Origin of the sequence: uncultured Winogradskyella sp. (genome assembly GCF_947495255.1) — a bacterium.
Lineage (GTDB): Bacteria > Bacteroidota > Bacteroidia > Flavobacteriales > Flavobacteriaceae > Winogradskyella.
In genome coordinates, this window is the sequence record NZ_CANLYI010000005.1 from 207,003 (window position 1) to 224,388 (window position 17,386).

Sequence of the window (17,386 nt, forward strand, 5' to 3'; positions counted from 1 at the left end):
TTATAGTTTTTCTAAAAAATCTGATTTGCGCTGCCTTGCTACAGGGATTTTGTGATCACTATCCATAATAACATAACCTTCGTTTTTTATGAATGCTTTTATTTTGTTTAAGTTAATAATATAAGAGTTGTGTATTCTAAAGAAATAATGCTCTGGTAAAATTGCGTCAACTTCTTTTAGCTTTTTTGTGAGGACTATTTTTTTCTGGTTTTGTAAAAATAAAGTACTGTAATTTCCATCAGACTCAATATAAATAATATCGTCTACGTCTAAGAAAAGTAGTTTGCCATCTGTATTAATTGTAATACGTTTTTTATCGTATTTAGAATTGAAATTTGTGAGCATACGTTCTAAATTTTCAGAGTTAATAACGCGCTCACTATGCTTTTTAATTTTTGCTATACAATCTCTTAAATCGTCAGAATCTATCGGTTTTAAAAGGTAGTCAATAGCTTCGTGTTTTAAAGCTTTAATAGCGTACTCATCATAAGCAGTAGTAATAATAACAGCAAAATCTGAATGATTAATTTGCTCCAAGAACTGAAAACCACCAATTGTAGGCATTTGCACATCTAAGAACAAACAATCTGGTGTATTAGTGTTGAGGTACTTTAAAGCTTCATCCGGATTTGTGAATGAAGCAATAACCTCAATTTCTTGATTGAAGTTACTAAGTTCCCAAATTAAACTTTGGATGGCTTTGGGCTCATCATCTACGATTACTGCTTTTAACATGCTTGTAAGTATTTCATATAAAGATATATATATAATAAATATAATGAATGTAAATATGTATGCAATGCACGGTTTTATGTATAGTATGCTAAAAATTATATTGAATAAATAGCATCGCCAGTTATACACTTTTTTTTACCACTTATACATTAGGAATTTGATAATAAGCATATTATAATGATATTTGAGCTATAGGGACTGTCTTTTTATATAGCATTATGAGGGTTTTGCTTAAGACAGTTTCAAGCTATTAGTTAGGAGAATTAGGAACTTGCTATTCTAATTTTTCAATTCAGTGTTAATTATTAATGGTCAATTGTTAAAATTGAGTTTCATTAATATAAGTTAGTTATTAGGGAAAAAAGAGCGTTGGTATAACGCTCTTTTTTGTTTTGTTAACTTACTAATTTCTTCATCGATCAGCACCAATAAACTCCGTTGTTAGGCATTGTTTTAACATGATAAAACCTACAGAAATAAGATTTATTTTTTATCTTTAAAACACTCAAAACCTGCGTGTTATCTAATATTTTAAAGAAATGTCCATTTTATGGGCATTACAAGAGTTTGTTAAAAACTTGTTGACAACGTTTACTAAAACCCCTTTCTTTTTTAACAACAAATGTCAATCTTTGTTCAAGGCAAAATAATATTGTTTTATCTAAACTTCGATTTAGAAAAAGTGTTAAAAATTCGCCTCTTTTATCCCTAATCAAGGAAAAATTAAATAACGTTTTACGGAATTACCTATTGAGATTTCGAGTGATTGTATTTCATTCTAACACCTTCTTAGGCTTATAAATTAAAAAATATGGAGATTACGCAGATTATAAAAAGAGATTACGAAACAAGTCCGTTTGTTTTAAATAAGATTTCTAATGCTATTGAAAAGGCTATGATGTCTGTAGGAAATGGTAGTAAGGAAGATGCAAATACTATTTCTGTAAAAGTTTTACAAACCTTATTGGATAGAAAAGGAAGAGATCATAAATATTTACCTACAGTAGAAGAAGTACAAGATCTTGTTGAAGAGAAATTAATGGAAAGTTCTTTCCATGGTGTAGCAAAAGCATACATCTTATATAGAGATGAGCAAGCACGTAGTAGAAAGACAAATATTTTTGAAAAACGTATTAATTTAAAACCTTACGAGTATCCTGAGCTTAACGAATATGTTGATGCTATTAGACACTCATATTGGATTCATTCTGAATTTAATTTCACTAGTGATATTCAAGATTTTAAAACAAGATTAACTGTTGTAGAGCAAAACGCTATTAAAAACACAATGTTGGCGATTTCGCAGATTGAAGTTGCAGTAAAATCTTTTTGGGGTGAGATTTATAATAAAATGCCGAAACCAGAAATCGGATCTGTAGGAGCAACATTTGCAGAAAGTGAAGTACGTCACCATGATGCTTACTCACATTTATTAGAGATTTTAGGCTTAAATAACGAGTTTAAAAACCTAAAGAAAAAGCCGGTAATAATGAGACGTGTTCATTATTTAGAAACCGCTTTAAAAAATGCTAAAAGTGAAGATAATAAAGAGTATGCAGAGTCAATTTTATTGTTCTCTCTATTTATAGAACATGTGTCTTTATTCTCTCAGTTTTTAATCATTATGGCTTTCAATAAACATAAAAACATGCTAAAGGGTGTTTCTAATGTGGTTGAAGCAACTTCAAAAGAAGAGCAAATTCACGGAGATTTCGGAATTGATATTATTAAAATTATCAAAAATGAAAACCCAACATGGTTTGATGCAGAACATAGCGCTTTAGTAAGAGAATTATGTGAAGAAGCTTTTGTATCTGAAAGTAAACTTGTGGATTGGATTTTTGAAGCAGGAGAATTAGAGTTCTTACCTAAAAATGTTATTAATGAATTTATTAAAAACAGATTTAATAATTCATTAGAAAGTATTGGCATCGAAAAAGTATTTGATGTAAATGAAGAATTATTAGTGCAAACCGAATGGTTTGACGACGAAATTATAGGAACAAAACATGGAGATTTCTTCGTGAAGCGTTCAATAAACTATGCAAAGAGACAAAAAAGTGTAACCGGAGACGACCTATTTTAATTAATTAACGACCATATGAACCAAGACATCAAACACAAAGTGATTCAAGAAACTAAAACAACAACAACATCTAGCCACGATGACTTAATCAAAGCTAGAAAAGAAGCTATTAAAGAAGCAAAATCAGAACCAGAAATAAAATGGTTAACTGATTATAGTCGTCAATTTTTAGCCTCTGGTTATCTTACAGGTGATACAACACCAGAAGAAAGAATTAGAGAAATAGCTAATAATGCAGAAAAAATATTAGGTATCGATGGTTTTGCAGATAAGTTTTATGGCTACATGGCTGAAGGTTATTACTCATTAGCATCTCCAGTTTGGTCAAACTTTGGAAAAAAACGTGGCTTACCAATTAGTTGTTTTGGTTCACATATTTCTGATGATATGGGAGATATTCTATATACACAGTCAGAAGTTGGTATGATGTCTAAATTAGGAGGTGGTACTTCTGGTTACTTTGGTAAATTAAGGCACAGAGGTGCTCCTGTAAAAAATAATGGTGAGTCTTCTGGTGCAGTTCATATTATGCAATTGTTTGAAAAAATGGTTGATGTTGTGAGTCAAGGTTCAGTAAGAAGAGGTCGTTTTTCTCCATATTTACCAATAGAGCATCAAGATATCAACGAGTTTTTAGAAATAGGAACAGAAGGAAATCCAATACAAGAATTAACGCATGGTGTTACTGTTGGTAACGAGTGGATGCAAGAAATGATTGATGGTGATTCTGATAAACGTGCTATTTGGGCAAAAGTTTTACAGCGTAGAGGCGAAATAGGATATCCTTATATCTTCTTTAAGGATAATGCTAATAATACAGCTCCAGATGTTTACAGAGATAAAAAACATGAAATTTACGCAAGTAACTTGTGTTCAGAAATTATGTTACCTACAAACGACCGTTGGTCTTTTGTTTGTGTATTGTCTTCTATAAACTTATTACATTATGATAAGTGGAAAGATACTGATGCTGTTGAAACAATGGTATATTTCTTAGATGCTGTTTTAGAGGAGTTTATTACAAAATTAGAAGTTTATAGAGATTCTGATAGCCGTGACGATAGACATACATTTATGTTTATGGAGAAAGCTTATAACTTTGCTAAAGAAAACAGAGCTTTAGGTTTAGGAGCTTTAGGATGGCACTCATTATTACAATCTAAAATGGTAGGTTTTGATAGTAAGGAAGCGTTTGATTTAAATAGTGAGATATTTAAAACAATTAAAGATAAATCGGTTAAAGCATCAGAAGAATTAGCAACGTTATTTGGAGAGCCAGAAGTATTAAAAGGTTACGGAAGACGTAATACAACTTTAAATGCTGTAGCACCAACAACATCTTCAGCTTTTATTTTAGGACAAGTATCACAAGGTATTGAGCCAATTTGGTCTAATAGTTATGTAAAGGATATTGCAAAAATCAAAACAACGATTAAGAATCCTTATTTATTAGAACTTCTAAAAGATAAAGGAATGAACACTAGTGATGTTTGGAAAAGCATACGCGATTACGATGGTTCTGTACAACATTTAGAAGGACTTACGGATCACGAAAAAGATGTGTTTAAAACCTATTCTGAAATTGACCAAATGACAATTATCTATCAGGCGGCAAACAGACAAAACCACATTGATCAATCACAATCTTTAAACATTATGGTGCATCCAGATATGCCTGTAAAAGATATAAATAAATTATACGTAACCGCTTGGCAATTAGGTGTAAAATCATTGTACTACCAACATAGTATGAATGCAGCACAGAAGTTTAAGCAAAAGAAGGAATGTACGAGTTGCGAGGGGTAATTAATTGATTTTTGAAAATTAAGACCAACTCGAGAGAGTTGGTTTTTTATGCAAAATTTTGAAATCTAAAATTTTATTTAAATTGCTATTAATCAGGTTATTACAATAATTTTTTTATTAAATATGAGAAAAACAATATTGAATTGAAATTGCCTTAAAAAAGACATTAGAATTGGTAATGTCTTTAATGAAATTGAAAATTAAGACTATAAAACTAATATTAATTTAAAACTAAACGAAAGATGAAACAAGAGAAATAGGTCAAAGCCCTTAGACCTTTAATTAAGGGAAATTAATCTTAAACTTTAGAAATATTGTGCAAGAATAAGCAGAACAAACCACGATGGTGGATAGTGTTCAAAAAAGAGATTAGACTTGTAGTTCATACTGCAGTAAGTCTTATCCGAATGTGGCTTCTTTAATAAAGCGGCAGGAAGTATTTGTTTAACTAATAATTTAGAGAAGTCTGTTGCTCCAACAACAGGCTTTTCGCTTTTAAAAGTACTTCAAAAATAATATAAAACTTATTAAGTTACAAGAATTAAACGATGTTTAATATTTAAACACCTTAGTGTTGGGTTATTAGAGATGCATTACATAATAAATCTCTTATTCCTCAATCAAAGTATCAGTTCCTAAATACTTATCATTTTTATTATAATACCAGGCTCTTATTTTTGGCATTTTAATACCATTTACAACAGCTTCTTCAGAAAGTAGGATATATTCACCTGAATCTAGTTTTTCCTTACCATTCTCATCTGTTTTAAAGAACTGATAGATTTCTAATGCATAAGTTTTAGGATTAAAATAAAAGTACCAAACATCGCTTCCTACGGCTTCATCATAAGTAACCTTTAAAACCAAATAGTCTTTTCCTTTGAAGGTTTTCGTTTCTACGTTATCGTTAAGGTTGGTGCCAGCATCTTCTAGCTTCATTGGTAACCCATAGAGGTAGGTGTAATAGTTTTTGTATAAAAATGCTTTTTCGCAAAGTGCTTTTTCAGAAATTGAATCAAGTTCTTTTAAGGCTCCAACATTTAAACTAGATGTAGAACAAGAGCCTTTATTAACAGTATATTCATAGCTTATGGAATCTTGAGTTGCGTTAATATAAAAGTATTCTAAAGGTAAATTTATTTGTATTCTACTTTTTCTCGATGCTTTGTTTGGTATGGTCATTACAACAGTAAACGTTTCATTAAAGTTTTGCCAATGGTTATTGGGGTCGTGATATTTAATGGTGTTTTGTAATAATTCTTTAGGAGTAATGTTCTGTGAAAAACAATTAAGAGTAAAGCAGAATAAAGCGAGTGCTATAAAAGGTTTCATGAGGTGTTATTTTATACAATGTACAAATTTGGGCATAAAAAAAGCATCCAATGCCGAATTTTACGGGAGGATGCTTTTGTATTAAATCTATAAAGATTTGTTTCTTATTTTTCTTCCATTAAAGCAAAGAACTTATCTATGTTTGGCATTAAGATAATGCGCGTTCTTCTGTTTTTAGCTCTATTAGCTCTAGTATCATTTTCAACTAAAGGTTGGTAGCTACTACGACCAGATGCGATTAATTGCTCTGGTGCAACTTTAAACTTATTTTGTAATCTTTTTACAACCGATGTTGCACGTAATACACTTAATTCCCAGTTATCTGATACTTTAGCAGTGTTGATTGTTCTAGAATCTGTATGACCTTCTACCATAACATCTAAACTTGGCTCAGAGTTAATAACGTCAGCTAATCTCTGTAAAATTTTGTCAGCTTTATTACTTACTTTATAACTTGCTGTGTTAAATAACATATCGTCATCAATAGATATCATTACTACAGTTTCGTTAATATCAACTACGATATCACCTTCTTCATTAAGGTCGCTTGTGTTGATAGCTTTACTTAAATTGTACTGAACCGCTAAGTTCATAGAATCTTTTAAAGTCTTAGCACCTGCTAATTTATCTGCACTTACATTTTGTAATGTAGCGCGCATTTTTTCTTTACTTGCTACAGAAGCTACAGTTCCGTCTTTAGAAACTTCAAACTTTGCTTTGTTTTCTAAAGTTAAACCTTCAACGTCGTCATTTAAAGATTGAATTTTAGTGTTGTATTGGTTAACGCGTGCTTCAATGATAGCAAACTTATTTTCCAACTCTTCTTTTTCTACTCGTGTTTTAGTAAGCTCACTTACGGTTTCTCCATGTTGTTGTTCTAAAGCCAAGAATTTTTTCTTAGATACACAAGAACTTAATAAAACTGCTGTTACTAATAAGATTGAAATTTTCTTCATTTTATGATTTTTGGTTATTTTCTATGTTTAAAATTATATATACGACTAAAGGTCGCTTTTGGATGTTGAATGTTAAAATTTCTAGCAAATATTTTCATTTAGAATGGTCTTTAAAATGAATTGTTTTTAACCTATGTTAAGTAAGTTGAAGTGTAACTTATTGAATCAGTTGTGTTTGACTTGTTTTTTGACGTGCTGCTTTGAATTTCAGGTATAAAAAAAGCTCCAAATCTTATTTTGATTTGAAGCTTTTTAATAAACTTTAGTTAGATTTTGAATTATTTATTCATCATCTGTACTTATAGTTGCAGGTTCTACAGAGCTATCATGAGAGTTATAATACTCCTCTAATAAATTCATAGTTGCTGTTAATAAATCTTTTGTCTCTAATAATAGACCAAAGTATAAAGTTGTGTTCTTAGGACTAGACTCTTCCGTTCTTGTTCTAGCAACTTGCTTCACAATTTTATCTGTAACTAAATCTAAAACTTCTTTTTTACGACTAATTATAGATCCAATCTGCTCAAAAGAATGAGATTCGAAAGCTACTTTTGTATCATTAAACAACGTTTCTAATGCCACATCAATTTCCTTTAATTCTTTGATTTGGCTAAATTTAAGTTTTTTGTGATTATTATTAATATGCTTATGACTAACCTTAGAAATATATTCTAATGATTGCGTCATATCTTCTAGGTATCCTAAAATATTAATATAAAAACTACTAGCTCTTAAACTAGTTTCATCTAAGTTTTTAATAAAGTAGAAAATGTTGTCTCTTAAACTATCGACCTCTTTAGATAGTTTATCAACTTGTTTTCTATTCTTTTTTAGTAGAGATAAATCTTGTTTGGCTAAGCCGTTTACTGCGTTGGTGTAAATTTTATTTCCACGTTTTACAACATTAGAGATGTTATCTGCACTTTCTAAAATAACACCTTGAACAGAACTACTACCTGTTTCTTTAAGACTATCTTCTTCTGCAGTCTTGTTTGAAGATTTTTTATGAGAAACGTAATTTCTATAAAGAAGAAATGCCGTAAGTAACAACAAGATTGGTATTATAACTGATGGGTTCCAATTTATTAAAAACACAACAATACCAGCAGCAATAAAAGCACCTAGAGCAGTACCAAACCATCCGCCAATAACATTTAATACACCTGCAACTCTATAAACGGCACTTTCTCTTCCCCAAGCTCTATCTGCTAAAGAAGTACCCATTGCTACCATAAATGTTACGTATGTTGTAGATAATGGTAATTTAAATGAAGTTGCAATAGCAATTAGTACACCAGCAACCATTAAGTTAACAGAAGCTCTAATCATATCAAAAGCAGGAGCATCAATACTTTGGTCTTTTGTCATTATTGACTCTGGTTTCTCAAAACTATTGTTAATTTTTCCTTGTAGTGATTTAGGGACCAATACACCAAAGTAGCTAGATAATTGCGATGATCCTTTAACAATAGCTCTCGAAAGACGGTTAGGTTCAAACTTATCGTGTGTATCACCTTGACGAGATAAACTAAGTTCTGTTTCTGCAACAGATTTTGCTTTCTTAGAAAACCATAGAGTTAATACCATTATGGCTCCTGCAATAAATAGTAAATAAGGTTCTGCAGGTACTTTTTTCTCTAAAACAGACATTGACATGTTAATATCCATTCCGCCAGCAATCCAAGCCTCGTAAGAATGATATGCTGCCATTGGTACACCAATAAAGTTTACTAAATCATTTCCAGAAAAGGCTAATGCTAAACCAAAAGTACCAACTGCTATTACGGCTAGTAAAGATGTTCTTTTTGTTAATTTTTCAAATATGAATGAGAATAAGGTCCAGAACACAAAACTTCCAAGTATAATATAAACTTCATTGCCTTCAACAACACTTTTCATTTCCTTGTAATAAGGTGTTCCTTTTAATCCTTTTAAGAATATAAAATACGTTATAGCTGTTAATGCAACACCTCCAAAAATAATTCCGAAATTCTTTATTTTTTGTTCGTAGTTAAAAGTGAATATAAGCCTAGAAATCCATTGAACTAATGCACCAACAGTAAATGCAATTATTACAGATAATAAAATACCACTTATAATGGTGAGAGCTGTATCAGTCGCGATATATTTCCCTAAGTCAGCAAGCGATTCAGTTTCAGACTGGCTAATCTTTATTAAGGACATTACTACAGCTGCACCCAATAAGTTAAATACAATAGAAACGGTTGTTGACGTTGGTAAGCCTAATGTGTTAAAGAAATCTAACAGCAGAATGTCTGTAATCATTACTGCCATAAAAATGAGCATAATTTCACCAAACTCAAACTGAGCTGGCACAAAAATACCCTTCCTGGCTACTTCCATCATTCCGCTAGAAAATACAGCACCAATAAAAATACCTAAACTCGCTATAATCATTATAGTTCTCATTGATATGGCTTTTGAGCCAATAGCAGAGTTTAAGAAGTTAATAGCATCATTACTAACACCAACTACAATATCAACAATAGCTAATACAGTAATGGCAATTAACATTAATAAATAAATATTATCCATAATTTTTAAATAAAATAAGTTTGCAAATATTGTTATACAATTTGATTGTAAGGTTACGTAATTGTTATTTCTTAAAGTTTAAAAGTGAATGTCAAAACCAAGTCTAAATGTAATATTATCTTCATTCCCATCTTCAGTAGAGTAGCTAATATCAGACTGAACTTTTAATTTATGACCAACAATATATTTTGAAGCTCCTAAAGTATATTGTTCTCTAGGTAATGATCCGGTTATAGTCTCAAAATCTAAAGTTGTAAAACGAGCTGCAATTTCGTAGTTATTTTTAAATAAATAACCTGCTTGTAAGTTTAAAGCATTACCTGTTAAAACAACATCTCCTGTAGGTGTAGTTCCGTCCGCTTCAGTTGCAATTTCGTCACCTGCTGTACGTTTTGCATATTCTCCCATAAAAGAAAATCCGTTATACTTAAACATAGCATCTGCAAAAATGGTTGTTTGGTCAGTTTCGTAAATAGAACCATCAGTTCTAATCATATAATCACCGGCAAAACCTCTTTCTCTAACAGCATCTTGGTTGTAGTTATAAGTAAAACCTACCATTAATTTTGGTTTTTCTTCACGCTTTAAGTCAGCTTGTACATAATCGCCTTTAGATTTAAAAGTACCGAATGGCAAAAATTCTAAACGCGCAGTATATTGCAAGCCACCTTCGTTACCTTCTGTGACATTACGACCTTCACCTTGAGAAATTGCAAATTTTTCGCGCATTAAAAAGTTACCACCTAAATTTGTTTTGTGTCGTAATTGAATACCTAAATCACGGTCTATATTAAAACGGCTGTTTAGTAATGAACGATCAATAAATTGAAGATTAGCGGATGACACAACACGTTCTACATTTCCTGGGAGTTTTGTTTGTCCTGCCCAAAGTTCCCAATTGCCCGCGAAATTCCACATAATAACAGCATCTAAAATATAACGTGGTGTATTTCTGTTAAAATCGTTTGCTCCAGAAATATCTCTATTAGATAAACCTAACTCTAGTTTGTATTTTAGTTTAGGACTATATGCGAAACCATCGAATTTTAAACGTGCTCTACGTACTATAAAATTATGTTCTGGACTTCCGTATTGATCACCATCATGATCCCAAGAAGAGATGGAGCGCACCTGAAAACGAGGTGCAAATTTTATGCTAAAGGAGCTGTCTTTTGCAACAAAATTAATTAAGCCTTTTCCAAATGAGGTATCGCTAATTTCTTGTGCGCTAAGAGATGTTAGTGCTATTAGAAGAATAGCAACTGCAGAGAGTTTAAGTTTCATTATTAGTAATTAGTTTTTGTCGAGTGCAAATAACTAACTTTAATGTTAACTGAATGTTTCCTAATTATTATTATATATGTAAGAAAAAAAGGCTGCTTTAAGTAAAGCAGCCTCATTAGAATTCATTTTTATTAAGTCGACAAAAACTAATAAAAATTATGAAATACTAAATGTGTTGTTGTAACACTTTACAAATATGGTTAGTAAAAGTTTTTAAATTGTAATGCTAATATTATCTAATTATTAAGTTTAAATCGGCGATTAATGATGTCTTAATATGTTTTAAATCAAGGTGTTATGTGTTCTATGTTAACTTAATGTTATGTAAATGTTGTTTAAATGTAAAATATAAGTTATCTTTGGGTAGTGAGTATAAAATAAATCCCAAAAAGAGATGAAAAAAATAGTAGTAGTAATAGTAATGCTGTGTGTAGGTTTTACATATGGACAAGATAAGACCCAAACAAAATTAGAAAAGAAAGGTGATTTAACAATTGCAACTTATTACCATGATAATGGAGAAGTGCAACAAATAGGTGCTTTTAATGTAGATGGAAAATTACAAGGTGAGTGGACAAGTTTTGACACTGATGGGAATAAAGTATCAGTAGGTACTTATAACGCTGGTAAGAAAGTTGGTAAATGGTTTTTCTGGGAAGGTGATTCTTTACAAGAAGTAGATTACATTGATTCTAGAATTGTAACCGTTAATAAATGGAACAATAAAACGAAAGTTGCCGTTAATAAATAGTTTTATTTTAATAAATTAAAAAAGGCTTTCTGATTACTCAGAAAGCCTTTTTTTTGTTTTAAGAATTATGTGTTCTTTTTTCCTTAGAATTTAAAAGAATAACCTAAAGATATCTCAGTACCAGGATCTCTTAATGAGAATGTTTGGTTAGCAGCTTTATAAGATTCGTATTCGCTCAATCTCTCACTTCCTAAAATATTAGTAACCTTTAAATCAATAGAAGAGTTTTTACTTTCACCAAATGATTTGTTAATTGTAAAGTTTAAACTATTAAAAGATTGTGTATAAACATCTGGGACTAAACCTACACCAACAACTTCTAAAGTAGAACCTTGAATGTTGTAGAATAAACCTGTTTGCAAGCCAATATCAGAATTGTTATAATCTAAACCAACATTGATAAGGTAAGGTGCTTGACCTTGTAAATCTCTTACGCGATCAATAGTTTCACCATCTCTAGCAGCAAGACTTCGACTTTCAAATTCGCCATCAGACATTGATAATTCAGATTTAATTAAAGATACATTAGCATTAACTTTTAAGTTATTTAATCCTTCAGAAATAAATCCTAAACGTTGTCTTAATTCAAATTCAACACCATATACCTTAGCATTTCCTAAGTTATCTACAGTAATTTGAGTTGGTGCTTGTAAAAAGAAAGACTGCTCAATAGGGTCTGTAAAATCTTTATAGAAACCACTAATAGCAAACATTTGACCATTATTACCATAACGTTCAAATCTTAAATCAAAGTTATTTATATAAGTTGGTGATAAACTAATATTACCTATAAATAAACGACTTGTTATTGGGTCAAAAATTTGCGCAACAGAAGCCTCTTTAAATGATGGTCTGGCTGTTGTTCTACCATAAGAAGCTCTTAGATTAATATCATCGTTTATAGCATAGATTAAATTCGCTGATGGAAAAAAGTCAAATTCATCTAAAATAGGTTCTCTATCAAAAACGGTAGAGTTGTTTTGACCTGTGTAATAAGAGTTGAAATATTCGGTTCTAATTCCAAATACTGTTTTAAATTTTTCTGATAAATTAAATTCTGCAGAAAAATAGGTTGCTGCAATACTTTGTTCTCCTTCGTAAGCATCGTTAGCATTAAATTGATCACCAAATACTAAATATGATCCATTATCTGTTGTTGGATTCCAAATATTATTAGAATTTAATAATTGATCAACATCTCCACTTGCGATAAAGGCGTCATCACCTGTAATGTTAAAGGTATAGTCATCAATACTGAAATCTCTAAATTTATAAGTATAGCTTGCACCAAACTTAAGTTTTGCAGAACGACCAAAAAGTTCAATATTTTTGTCTAAATCAACCTTACCAGACCAGCTTTCTTCAACAAGATTTCTCCAAAGTTGAATAGGGAAAGTTGAAGCCGATGGACTAATAAAAGAATCGCCATTGTCAGCTTGTTGCAATGGTGTAATTCTATGATCTTTATCCATTACTTTAGAGAACGTTGGCGCAATTTTCCATTCTAAATTAAATGGATTTTCTTTATTGCTTAAACGGTGTTTACCAGAAATTAATAAATTGGTAACTGAACGTTCCGTATACGTAATAGCGTTTTTTGTTAAAGGCTCTAAACCTCCACCAACACCATCTTGTGAAATAATTTGTTCATAAAAACCAGCACTAGATTCACCATTCTGAATATGTAATAAGTTAACTTTATATTTAGATAAATCTGTTTTATAAGTTAAGCCTAACATACCGTTAAGAATTACATTGTTTGTGCCTTCAGCTCCTTTAGAATCAAATACTGAGTTTAATTCGTTATTAGATGAGTCTGAAAAATTCTTTACAAAAGCACCATCTTCTCTGTTCTTATAAAATACAGTTTCATTTTTGTATGAAAACGAAGCTAAGTAACCTAATTTATCATCACCGATATCATATTGATTTCCTAGAGTGAATCCAAAATCAAAATTCATTCCGCTTGATTGTTGTTTGGCTCTTAGTTCTTTAGAAAAGCGATCCGTTAATGTCGTTAATAAAAGTCTATCTTCAAACGTACCAGGAATTTGTTGATATCTGTGAATTGGTAAATCTCTTGTGCCATCGTCAAAACCAAATATATCTGTGTCACTTCCTGTAGAGGTTAAATAGTTGTTATTAAAATGCATATCAGGATTATAACCCATGCCTAATGATAATGTGTATTCAGCTTTTGTTGGAAAATCTTTTGTTACAATATTTATAATTCCACCAGTAAAATCGGCAGGATATTCTGCTGAAGCGGATTTTAAAACTATAACATTTTCTAAAATATTGGTTGGAAATAAATCCATTTGAATTGTGTTTCGATCAGGATCTAAACCAGGAATATCAATTCCATTTAAAATAGATTTTGTGTAACGGTCACCTAAGCCACGTACAAAAACGTATTTACCACCTTGTATAGAAACACCAGGTACACTTTTTACAGCGCTGGCAACATTGCTAGCTCCTGAACTTTTTATAGCTTGCGCAGATAAACCATCCATTACTACAACAGATTTTTTCTGAAGATTTAAGACGGAGCTTTCTGTGTTTCGTTTTGTAGAAGTTGTTATAAGAACAGTGTCTAATGAATTTGTTTCTAAAAGAATATCTAAGACTATAGTTTCACCAGATTTAATAACGACACCAGTAACTTCTTTAGTGGTATAACCAACAAATGAAAAAACTAAAGTATATGTACCTTCTTCTAACTCTAGTTGGTATTTACCATCAAAATCAGAACTAACACCTACAGATGTTCCTTTTACCAATACGTTAGAAAAAGCCATTGGTTCACTAAATTCATCATCGATAATAGTACCTGTTACAATACCTTGTGCAAATGATAAACAAGTGGTTAGAAAGAAAACAAAAGTTAAAACGTTTTGTATATTTTTCATATTATAATTTAAATAGCCCATCGTTTATATTTTAAACGATGGGCATGTATATTAAAAGTGTTTATTAGAAACCTAATCCTGCAGCTGTGTTAGCGTAAGTCCAGCTTAAGTTTGCAGTTGTAGCTCCAACTGTTTGAGAACCTTGAGTTACAGCTGTAGCAGTAGAACCAAAACCAGTTACTGTTACATTTTCTGCTTTGTTAACAAAGATGTCAGTAACGTTAGCAACACCTGTAGGTAAAACAATTTGCCAAGTTCCAAATGTTATTAAACCATTGTTGTAGTTTGTAGCAACACCATCGTTATCTAATTCAACATCAGAAGAATCTTTAAATCCGTAAGCATAAATGTTGTTTGTTGTACCCATTGCATTACTTCTAAAATCAGCATACTCTCCATTTTCTGTAACTGCGTTACCAATAATAGTTGCATTTTGTAAAGTAAATGAACCAGTAGCAGTTCCTTCAGGACCGTCAATCTCAAAAGCATGGTCAGAGAAATCACCTAAAACAACAACAGCGTTATCAATTGTACCAGAATAAGCTTGGTCAATATCTAGAGCGTCATCTCCTTGAGCCCAAACTAATAAGTTAGTCGCATCAACAGTTCCTCCAAAGAATTCAACACCATCATCAACATTAGCAACAACTTCAATATTATTGATAACTGTACCGTTACCAACACCACCAAGTGTTAAACCGTTGATTTCGTTACCTTCTCCAATTAAAGCACCACCATGACGAATAGAGATATACTGTAATACTCCAGAGCTGTCAGTAGCATCAGTACCACCATAAAGTCCAAATGTATCATCAGCAGGAATTCCTTCAATTTGTGCTTCAGAAATATCACCAGAAAAAGAACAAGGTGCATTACCTAAAACAATTAAGCCTCCCCAAAGACCTCTGTCATTTTCATCTAAGTTAGTACCTGCATTTTCACCACAAGAAATATCATCACTAGTAGAAGTGAAGATGATTGGTTGATCAGCTGTTCCTTGAGCGTTTAAAGTTGCATCTCTAGCTACAATTAAAGCTGAAGCTAAAGAACCAGTTCCGGCAGAACCTTTAATAATTGTACCAGGATTAATAGTTAATGTTACACCTGAGCTTACAACTACTTTTTGGTTTAATTGATAAATGTTATCAGATGTCCAAGTTGTGTCTTCTGTAATTGCGCCTGTAACAGCTACAGTTGGGCAATCCGTAGTAGTACCACCATTGTCATTAATATATATGGTAGTTTCTTCTATAATAATAGGAGTGTCATCATCTTTAAAACAACTAGTAAAAACTAGTGAGGAAGCGACTAATGTAATTAAAAGTATTTTTTTCATGATTTAAATTTTATTATTCAGTTTGAGTTTTTTGTTTTACGCTGCAAAGAAACTGTGATTACTTTCTAAGTAGGTTATATAAAAATTAACGATTCATCACTAAAAGGTTAGCATAATGTTAGTTAATTATTAAGTGAATTTATAATAAGGAAACAATTAGATAACATTGGAGTTGGTGTCTTGTAAATCTGTTTTTTCTAATCAATTTATATATCTTGCATCTTATAAGAATTTAACTATGAACTGGGAACAATTACTATCCTTAAAGCGCTTTGGTGATACCAATAAAAGATTAAGAAAAGAACAAGACGAAACACGTTTAGGTTTTGAGGTCGATTATGACCGAATTATTTTTTCTTCAGAATTTAGAGGACTTCAAGATAAAACACAGGTGGTTCCATTATCTAAAACAGATTTTGTCCACACACGCTTAACACATAGTTTAGAAGTTAGTGTTGTTGGTCGTTCTTTAGGTAGAAAAGTAGGACAGTTATTATTGAAAAAACATCCACATTTAGAAAATGTACATGGTTATCAAATGAATGATTTCGGTGCTATTGTTGCAGCAGCAGCTTTAGCTCATGATATTGGAAACCCTCCTTTTGGACATTCTGGAGAAAAAGCAATTGGTGCTTATTTTAAGACAGGAAATGGTGTTGATTTTAAAAGCCATTTAACGGATAAAGAATATCAAGATTTATGTGATTTTGAAGGTAATGCTAATGGTTTTAAGATTTTAACGGAGAGTAGAGAAGGTAGAGAAGGTGGACTTAGATTGAGTTATGCTACATTAGGAGCCTTTACAAAATACCCAAAAGAATCACTTCCTAAAAAACCAACCAAGCATATTGTAGATAAAAAATATGGCTTTTTTCAAAGTGAAAAGTTTATGTTTAAAGATGTTGCCGAGGAATTAGGATTAATACAGAGACACAATGATTACCAGAGCTACCAAAGACATCCTTTGGCATTTTTGGTGGAAGCAGCAGATGATATTTGTTATACTATAATTGATTTTGAAGACGGAATAAATCTTGGATTAATACAAGAAGAATACGCCTTAGAGTATTTAATTAATTTAGTTAGAGACAATATAAAAACTGAAAATTATAATGCCTTAAGAACAACAGAGGATAGAATCAGTTACCTAAGAGCTTTAGCTATTGGTAGATTAATTAATGAAGCGGCTTCTCTGTTTATGAAACATGAAGAAGATATTTTGGCAGGTAAATTTGATACAGCTTTATTAGATGTAAGTCAATATAAAGCGCAAATAAAAGATATTATTAACATCAGTGTTAAAAATGTGTACCAATCAAAAGAGGTTATTAATAAGGAGATTGCTGGTTACGAAATACTTAATCAACTGCTAAAATCTTTTGGTAAAATGGCTTACAATTATTTTGATGGTAACATGACCAATTATGACAAACTACTAGTAAACATACTACCTGAAACGGTAAAGTTAGGAAATGATTCTTTGTACAATAACCTGTTAGCAGTTTGTCTTTATGTGTCAAAATTATCGGATACAAATGCGATGTTGTTGCATAAAAAGCTGAAAGGTCAAATTTAAATTTTTAGCATTACAACGAATAAATTTGCAACTTAACGATAAATTGTTTTAATTTGTTT

The 17,386-nt window shown here is 31.3% G+C and carries 11 protein-coding genes; 4 read left to right on the forward strand and 7 right to left on the reverse strand.

Going from position 1 to position 17,386, the window contains the following annotated elements:
* Window positions 1-735: a LytTR family DNA-binding domain-containing protein gene (locus Q0807_RS09480; RefSeq protein ID WP_299109013.1), complete on the reverse strand. Its 735-nt coding sequence runs from the start codon at window positions 733-735 to the stop codon at window positions 1-3.
* A gap of 811 nt (window positions 736-1,546) precedes the next feature.
* Here Q0807_RS09480 and Q0807_RS09485 point away from each other — a divergent pair.
* The gene (locus Q0807_RS09485) at window positions 1,547-2,821 is read left to right on the forward strand and encodes a ribonucleotide-diphosphate reductase subunit beta (protein ID WP_299109015.1); all 1,275 of its coding nucleotides are present in this window, start codon (window positions 1,547-1,549) and stop codon (window positions 2,819-2,821) included.
* A 15-nt stretch (window positions 2,822-2,836) separates the two neighbouring features.
* Window positions 2,837-4,627 (forward strand): ribonucleoside-diphosphate reductase subunit alpha, encoded by a 1,791-nt coding sequence (locus Q0807_RS09490; protein ID WP_299109017.1) that lies wholly within the window; start codon window positions 2,837-2,839, stop codon window positions 4,625-4,627.
* Between the two features lie 609 nt (window positions 4,628-5,236).
* Here Q0807_RS09490 and Q0807_RS09495 read toward each other — a convergent pair.
* From Q0807_RS09495 to Q0807_RS09510, 4 genes are all read right to left on the reverse strand, one after another.
* Window positions 5,237-5,959, reverse strand: a complete 723-nt coding sequence (locus Q0807_RS09495; RefSeq protein WP_299109018.1) for a DUF6503 family protein — start codon at window positions 5,957-5,959, stop codon at window positions 5,237-5,239.
* Window positions 5,960-6,063: 104 nt separating this feature from the next.
* A complete protein-coding gene (locus tag Q0807_RS09500) occupies window positions 6,064-6,915 on the reverse strand; it encodes an OmpA family protein (protein ID WP_299109020.1) in 852 nt (283 codons plus the stop codon).
* Window positions 6,916-7,197: 282 nt separating this feature from the next.
* Window positions 7,198-9,471, reverse strand: a complete 2,274-nt coding sequence (locus Q0807_RS09505; protein ID WP_299109022.1) for an inorganic phosphate transporter — start codon at window positions 9,469-9,471, stop codon at window positions 7,198-7,200.
* 78 nt (window positions 9,472-9,549) lie between these two features.
* Window positions 9,550-10,755, reverse strand: coding sequence for a porin (locus Q0807_RS09510; RefSeq protein WP_299109024.1), 1,206 nt, complete (start codon window positions 10,753-10,755; stop codon window positions 9,550-9,552).
* 394 nt (window positions 10,756-11,149) lie between these two features.
* Between Q0807_RS09510 and Q0807_RS09515 the strand changes: the two genes are divergently transcribed.
* Window positions 11,150-11,506: a toxin-antitoxin system YwqK family antitoxin gene (locus Q0807_RS09515; RefSeq protein WP_299109027.1), complete on the forward strand. Its 357-nt coding sequence runs from the start codon at window positions 11,150-11,152 to the stop codon at window positions 11,504-11,506.
* An 83-nt stretch (window positions 11,507-11,589) separates the two neighbouring features.
* On the opposite strand, the gene Q0807_RS09520 is transcribed toward Q0807_RS09515, so the two are convergent.
* Together Q0807_RS09520 and Q0807_RS09525 are read right to left on the reverse strand one after the other, a co-directional pair.
* Window positions 11,590-14,415: a TonB-dependent receptor gene (locus Q0807_RS09520; protein ID WP_299109029.1), complete on the reverse strand. Its 2,826-nt coding sequence runs from the start codon at window positions 14,413-14,415 to the stop codon at window positions 11,590-11,592.
* 64 nt (window positions 14,416-14,479) lie between these two features.
* Entirely contained in the window at window positions 14,480-15,751 is a 1,272-nt protein-coding gene (locus Q0807_RS09525; RefSeq protein ID WP_299109031.1) for a hypothetical protein, read from the reverse strand.
* Window positions 15,752-15,989: 238 nt separating this feature from the next.
* On the opposite strand from Q0807_RS09525, the gene Q0807_RS09530 reads away from it, so the two are divergent.
* Window positions 15,990-17,327, forward strand: coding sequence for a deoxyguanosinetriphosphate triphosphohydrolase (locus tag Q0807_RS09530; RefSeq protein WP_299109033.1), 1,338 nt, complete (start codon window positions 15,990-15,992; stop codon window positions 17,325-17,327).
* Window positions 17,328-17,386 lie beyond the last annotated feature (59 nt).

What these genes read in the sequence shown, in the direction of transcription:
- Q0807_RS09480 (WP_299109013.1), bottom strand. Translation starts at nt 735, where the DNA reads ATGTTAAAAGCAGTAATCGTAGATGATGAGCCCAAAGCCATCCAAAGT.
- Q0807_RS09485 (WP_299109015.1), top strand. Translation starts at nt 1,547, where the DNA reads ATGGAGATTACGCAGATTATAAAAAGAGATTACGAAACAAGTCCGTTT.
- Q0807_RS09515 (WP_299109027.1), top strand. Translation starts at nt 11,150, where the DNA reads ATGAAAAAAATAGTAGTAGTAATAGTAATGCTGTGTGTAGGTTTTACA.
- Q0807_RS09505 (WP_299109022.1), bottom strand. Translation starts at nt 9,471, where the DNA reads ATGGATAATATTTATTTATTAATGTTAATTGCCATTACTGTATTAGCT.
- Q0807_RS09500 (WP_299109020.1), bottom strand. Translation starts at nt 6,915, where the DNA reads ATGAAGAAAATTTCAATCTTATTAGTAACAGCAGTTTTATTAAGTTCT.
- Q0807_RS09520 (WP_299109029.1), bottom strand. Translation starts at nt 14,415, where the DNA reads ATGAAAAATATACAAAACGTTTTAACTTTTGTTTTCTTTCTAACCACT.
- Q0807_RS09530 (WP_299109033.1), top strand. Translation starts at nt 15,990, where the DNA reads ATGAACTGGGAACAATTACTATCCTTAAAGCGCTTTGGTGATACCAAT.
- Q0807_RS09495 (WP_299109018.1), bottom strand. Translation starts at nt 5,959, where the DNA reads ATGAAACCTTTTATAGCACTCGCTTTATTCTGCTTTACTCTTAATTGT.
- Q0807_RS09510 (WP_299109024.1), bottom strand. Translation starts at nt 10,755, where the DNA reads ATGAAACTTAAACTCTCTGCAGTTGCTATTCTTCTAATAGCACTAACA.
- Q0807_RS09525 (WP_299109031.1), bottom strand. Translation starts at nt 15,751, where the DNA reads ATGAAAAAAATACTTTTAATTACATTAGTCGCTTCCTCACTAGTTTTT.
- Q0807_RS09490 (WP_299109017.1), top strand. Translation starts at nt 2,837, where the DNA reads ATGAACCAAGACATCAAACACAAAGTGATTCAAGAAACTAAAACAACA.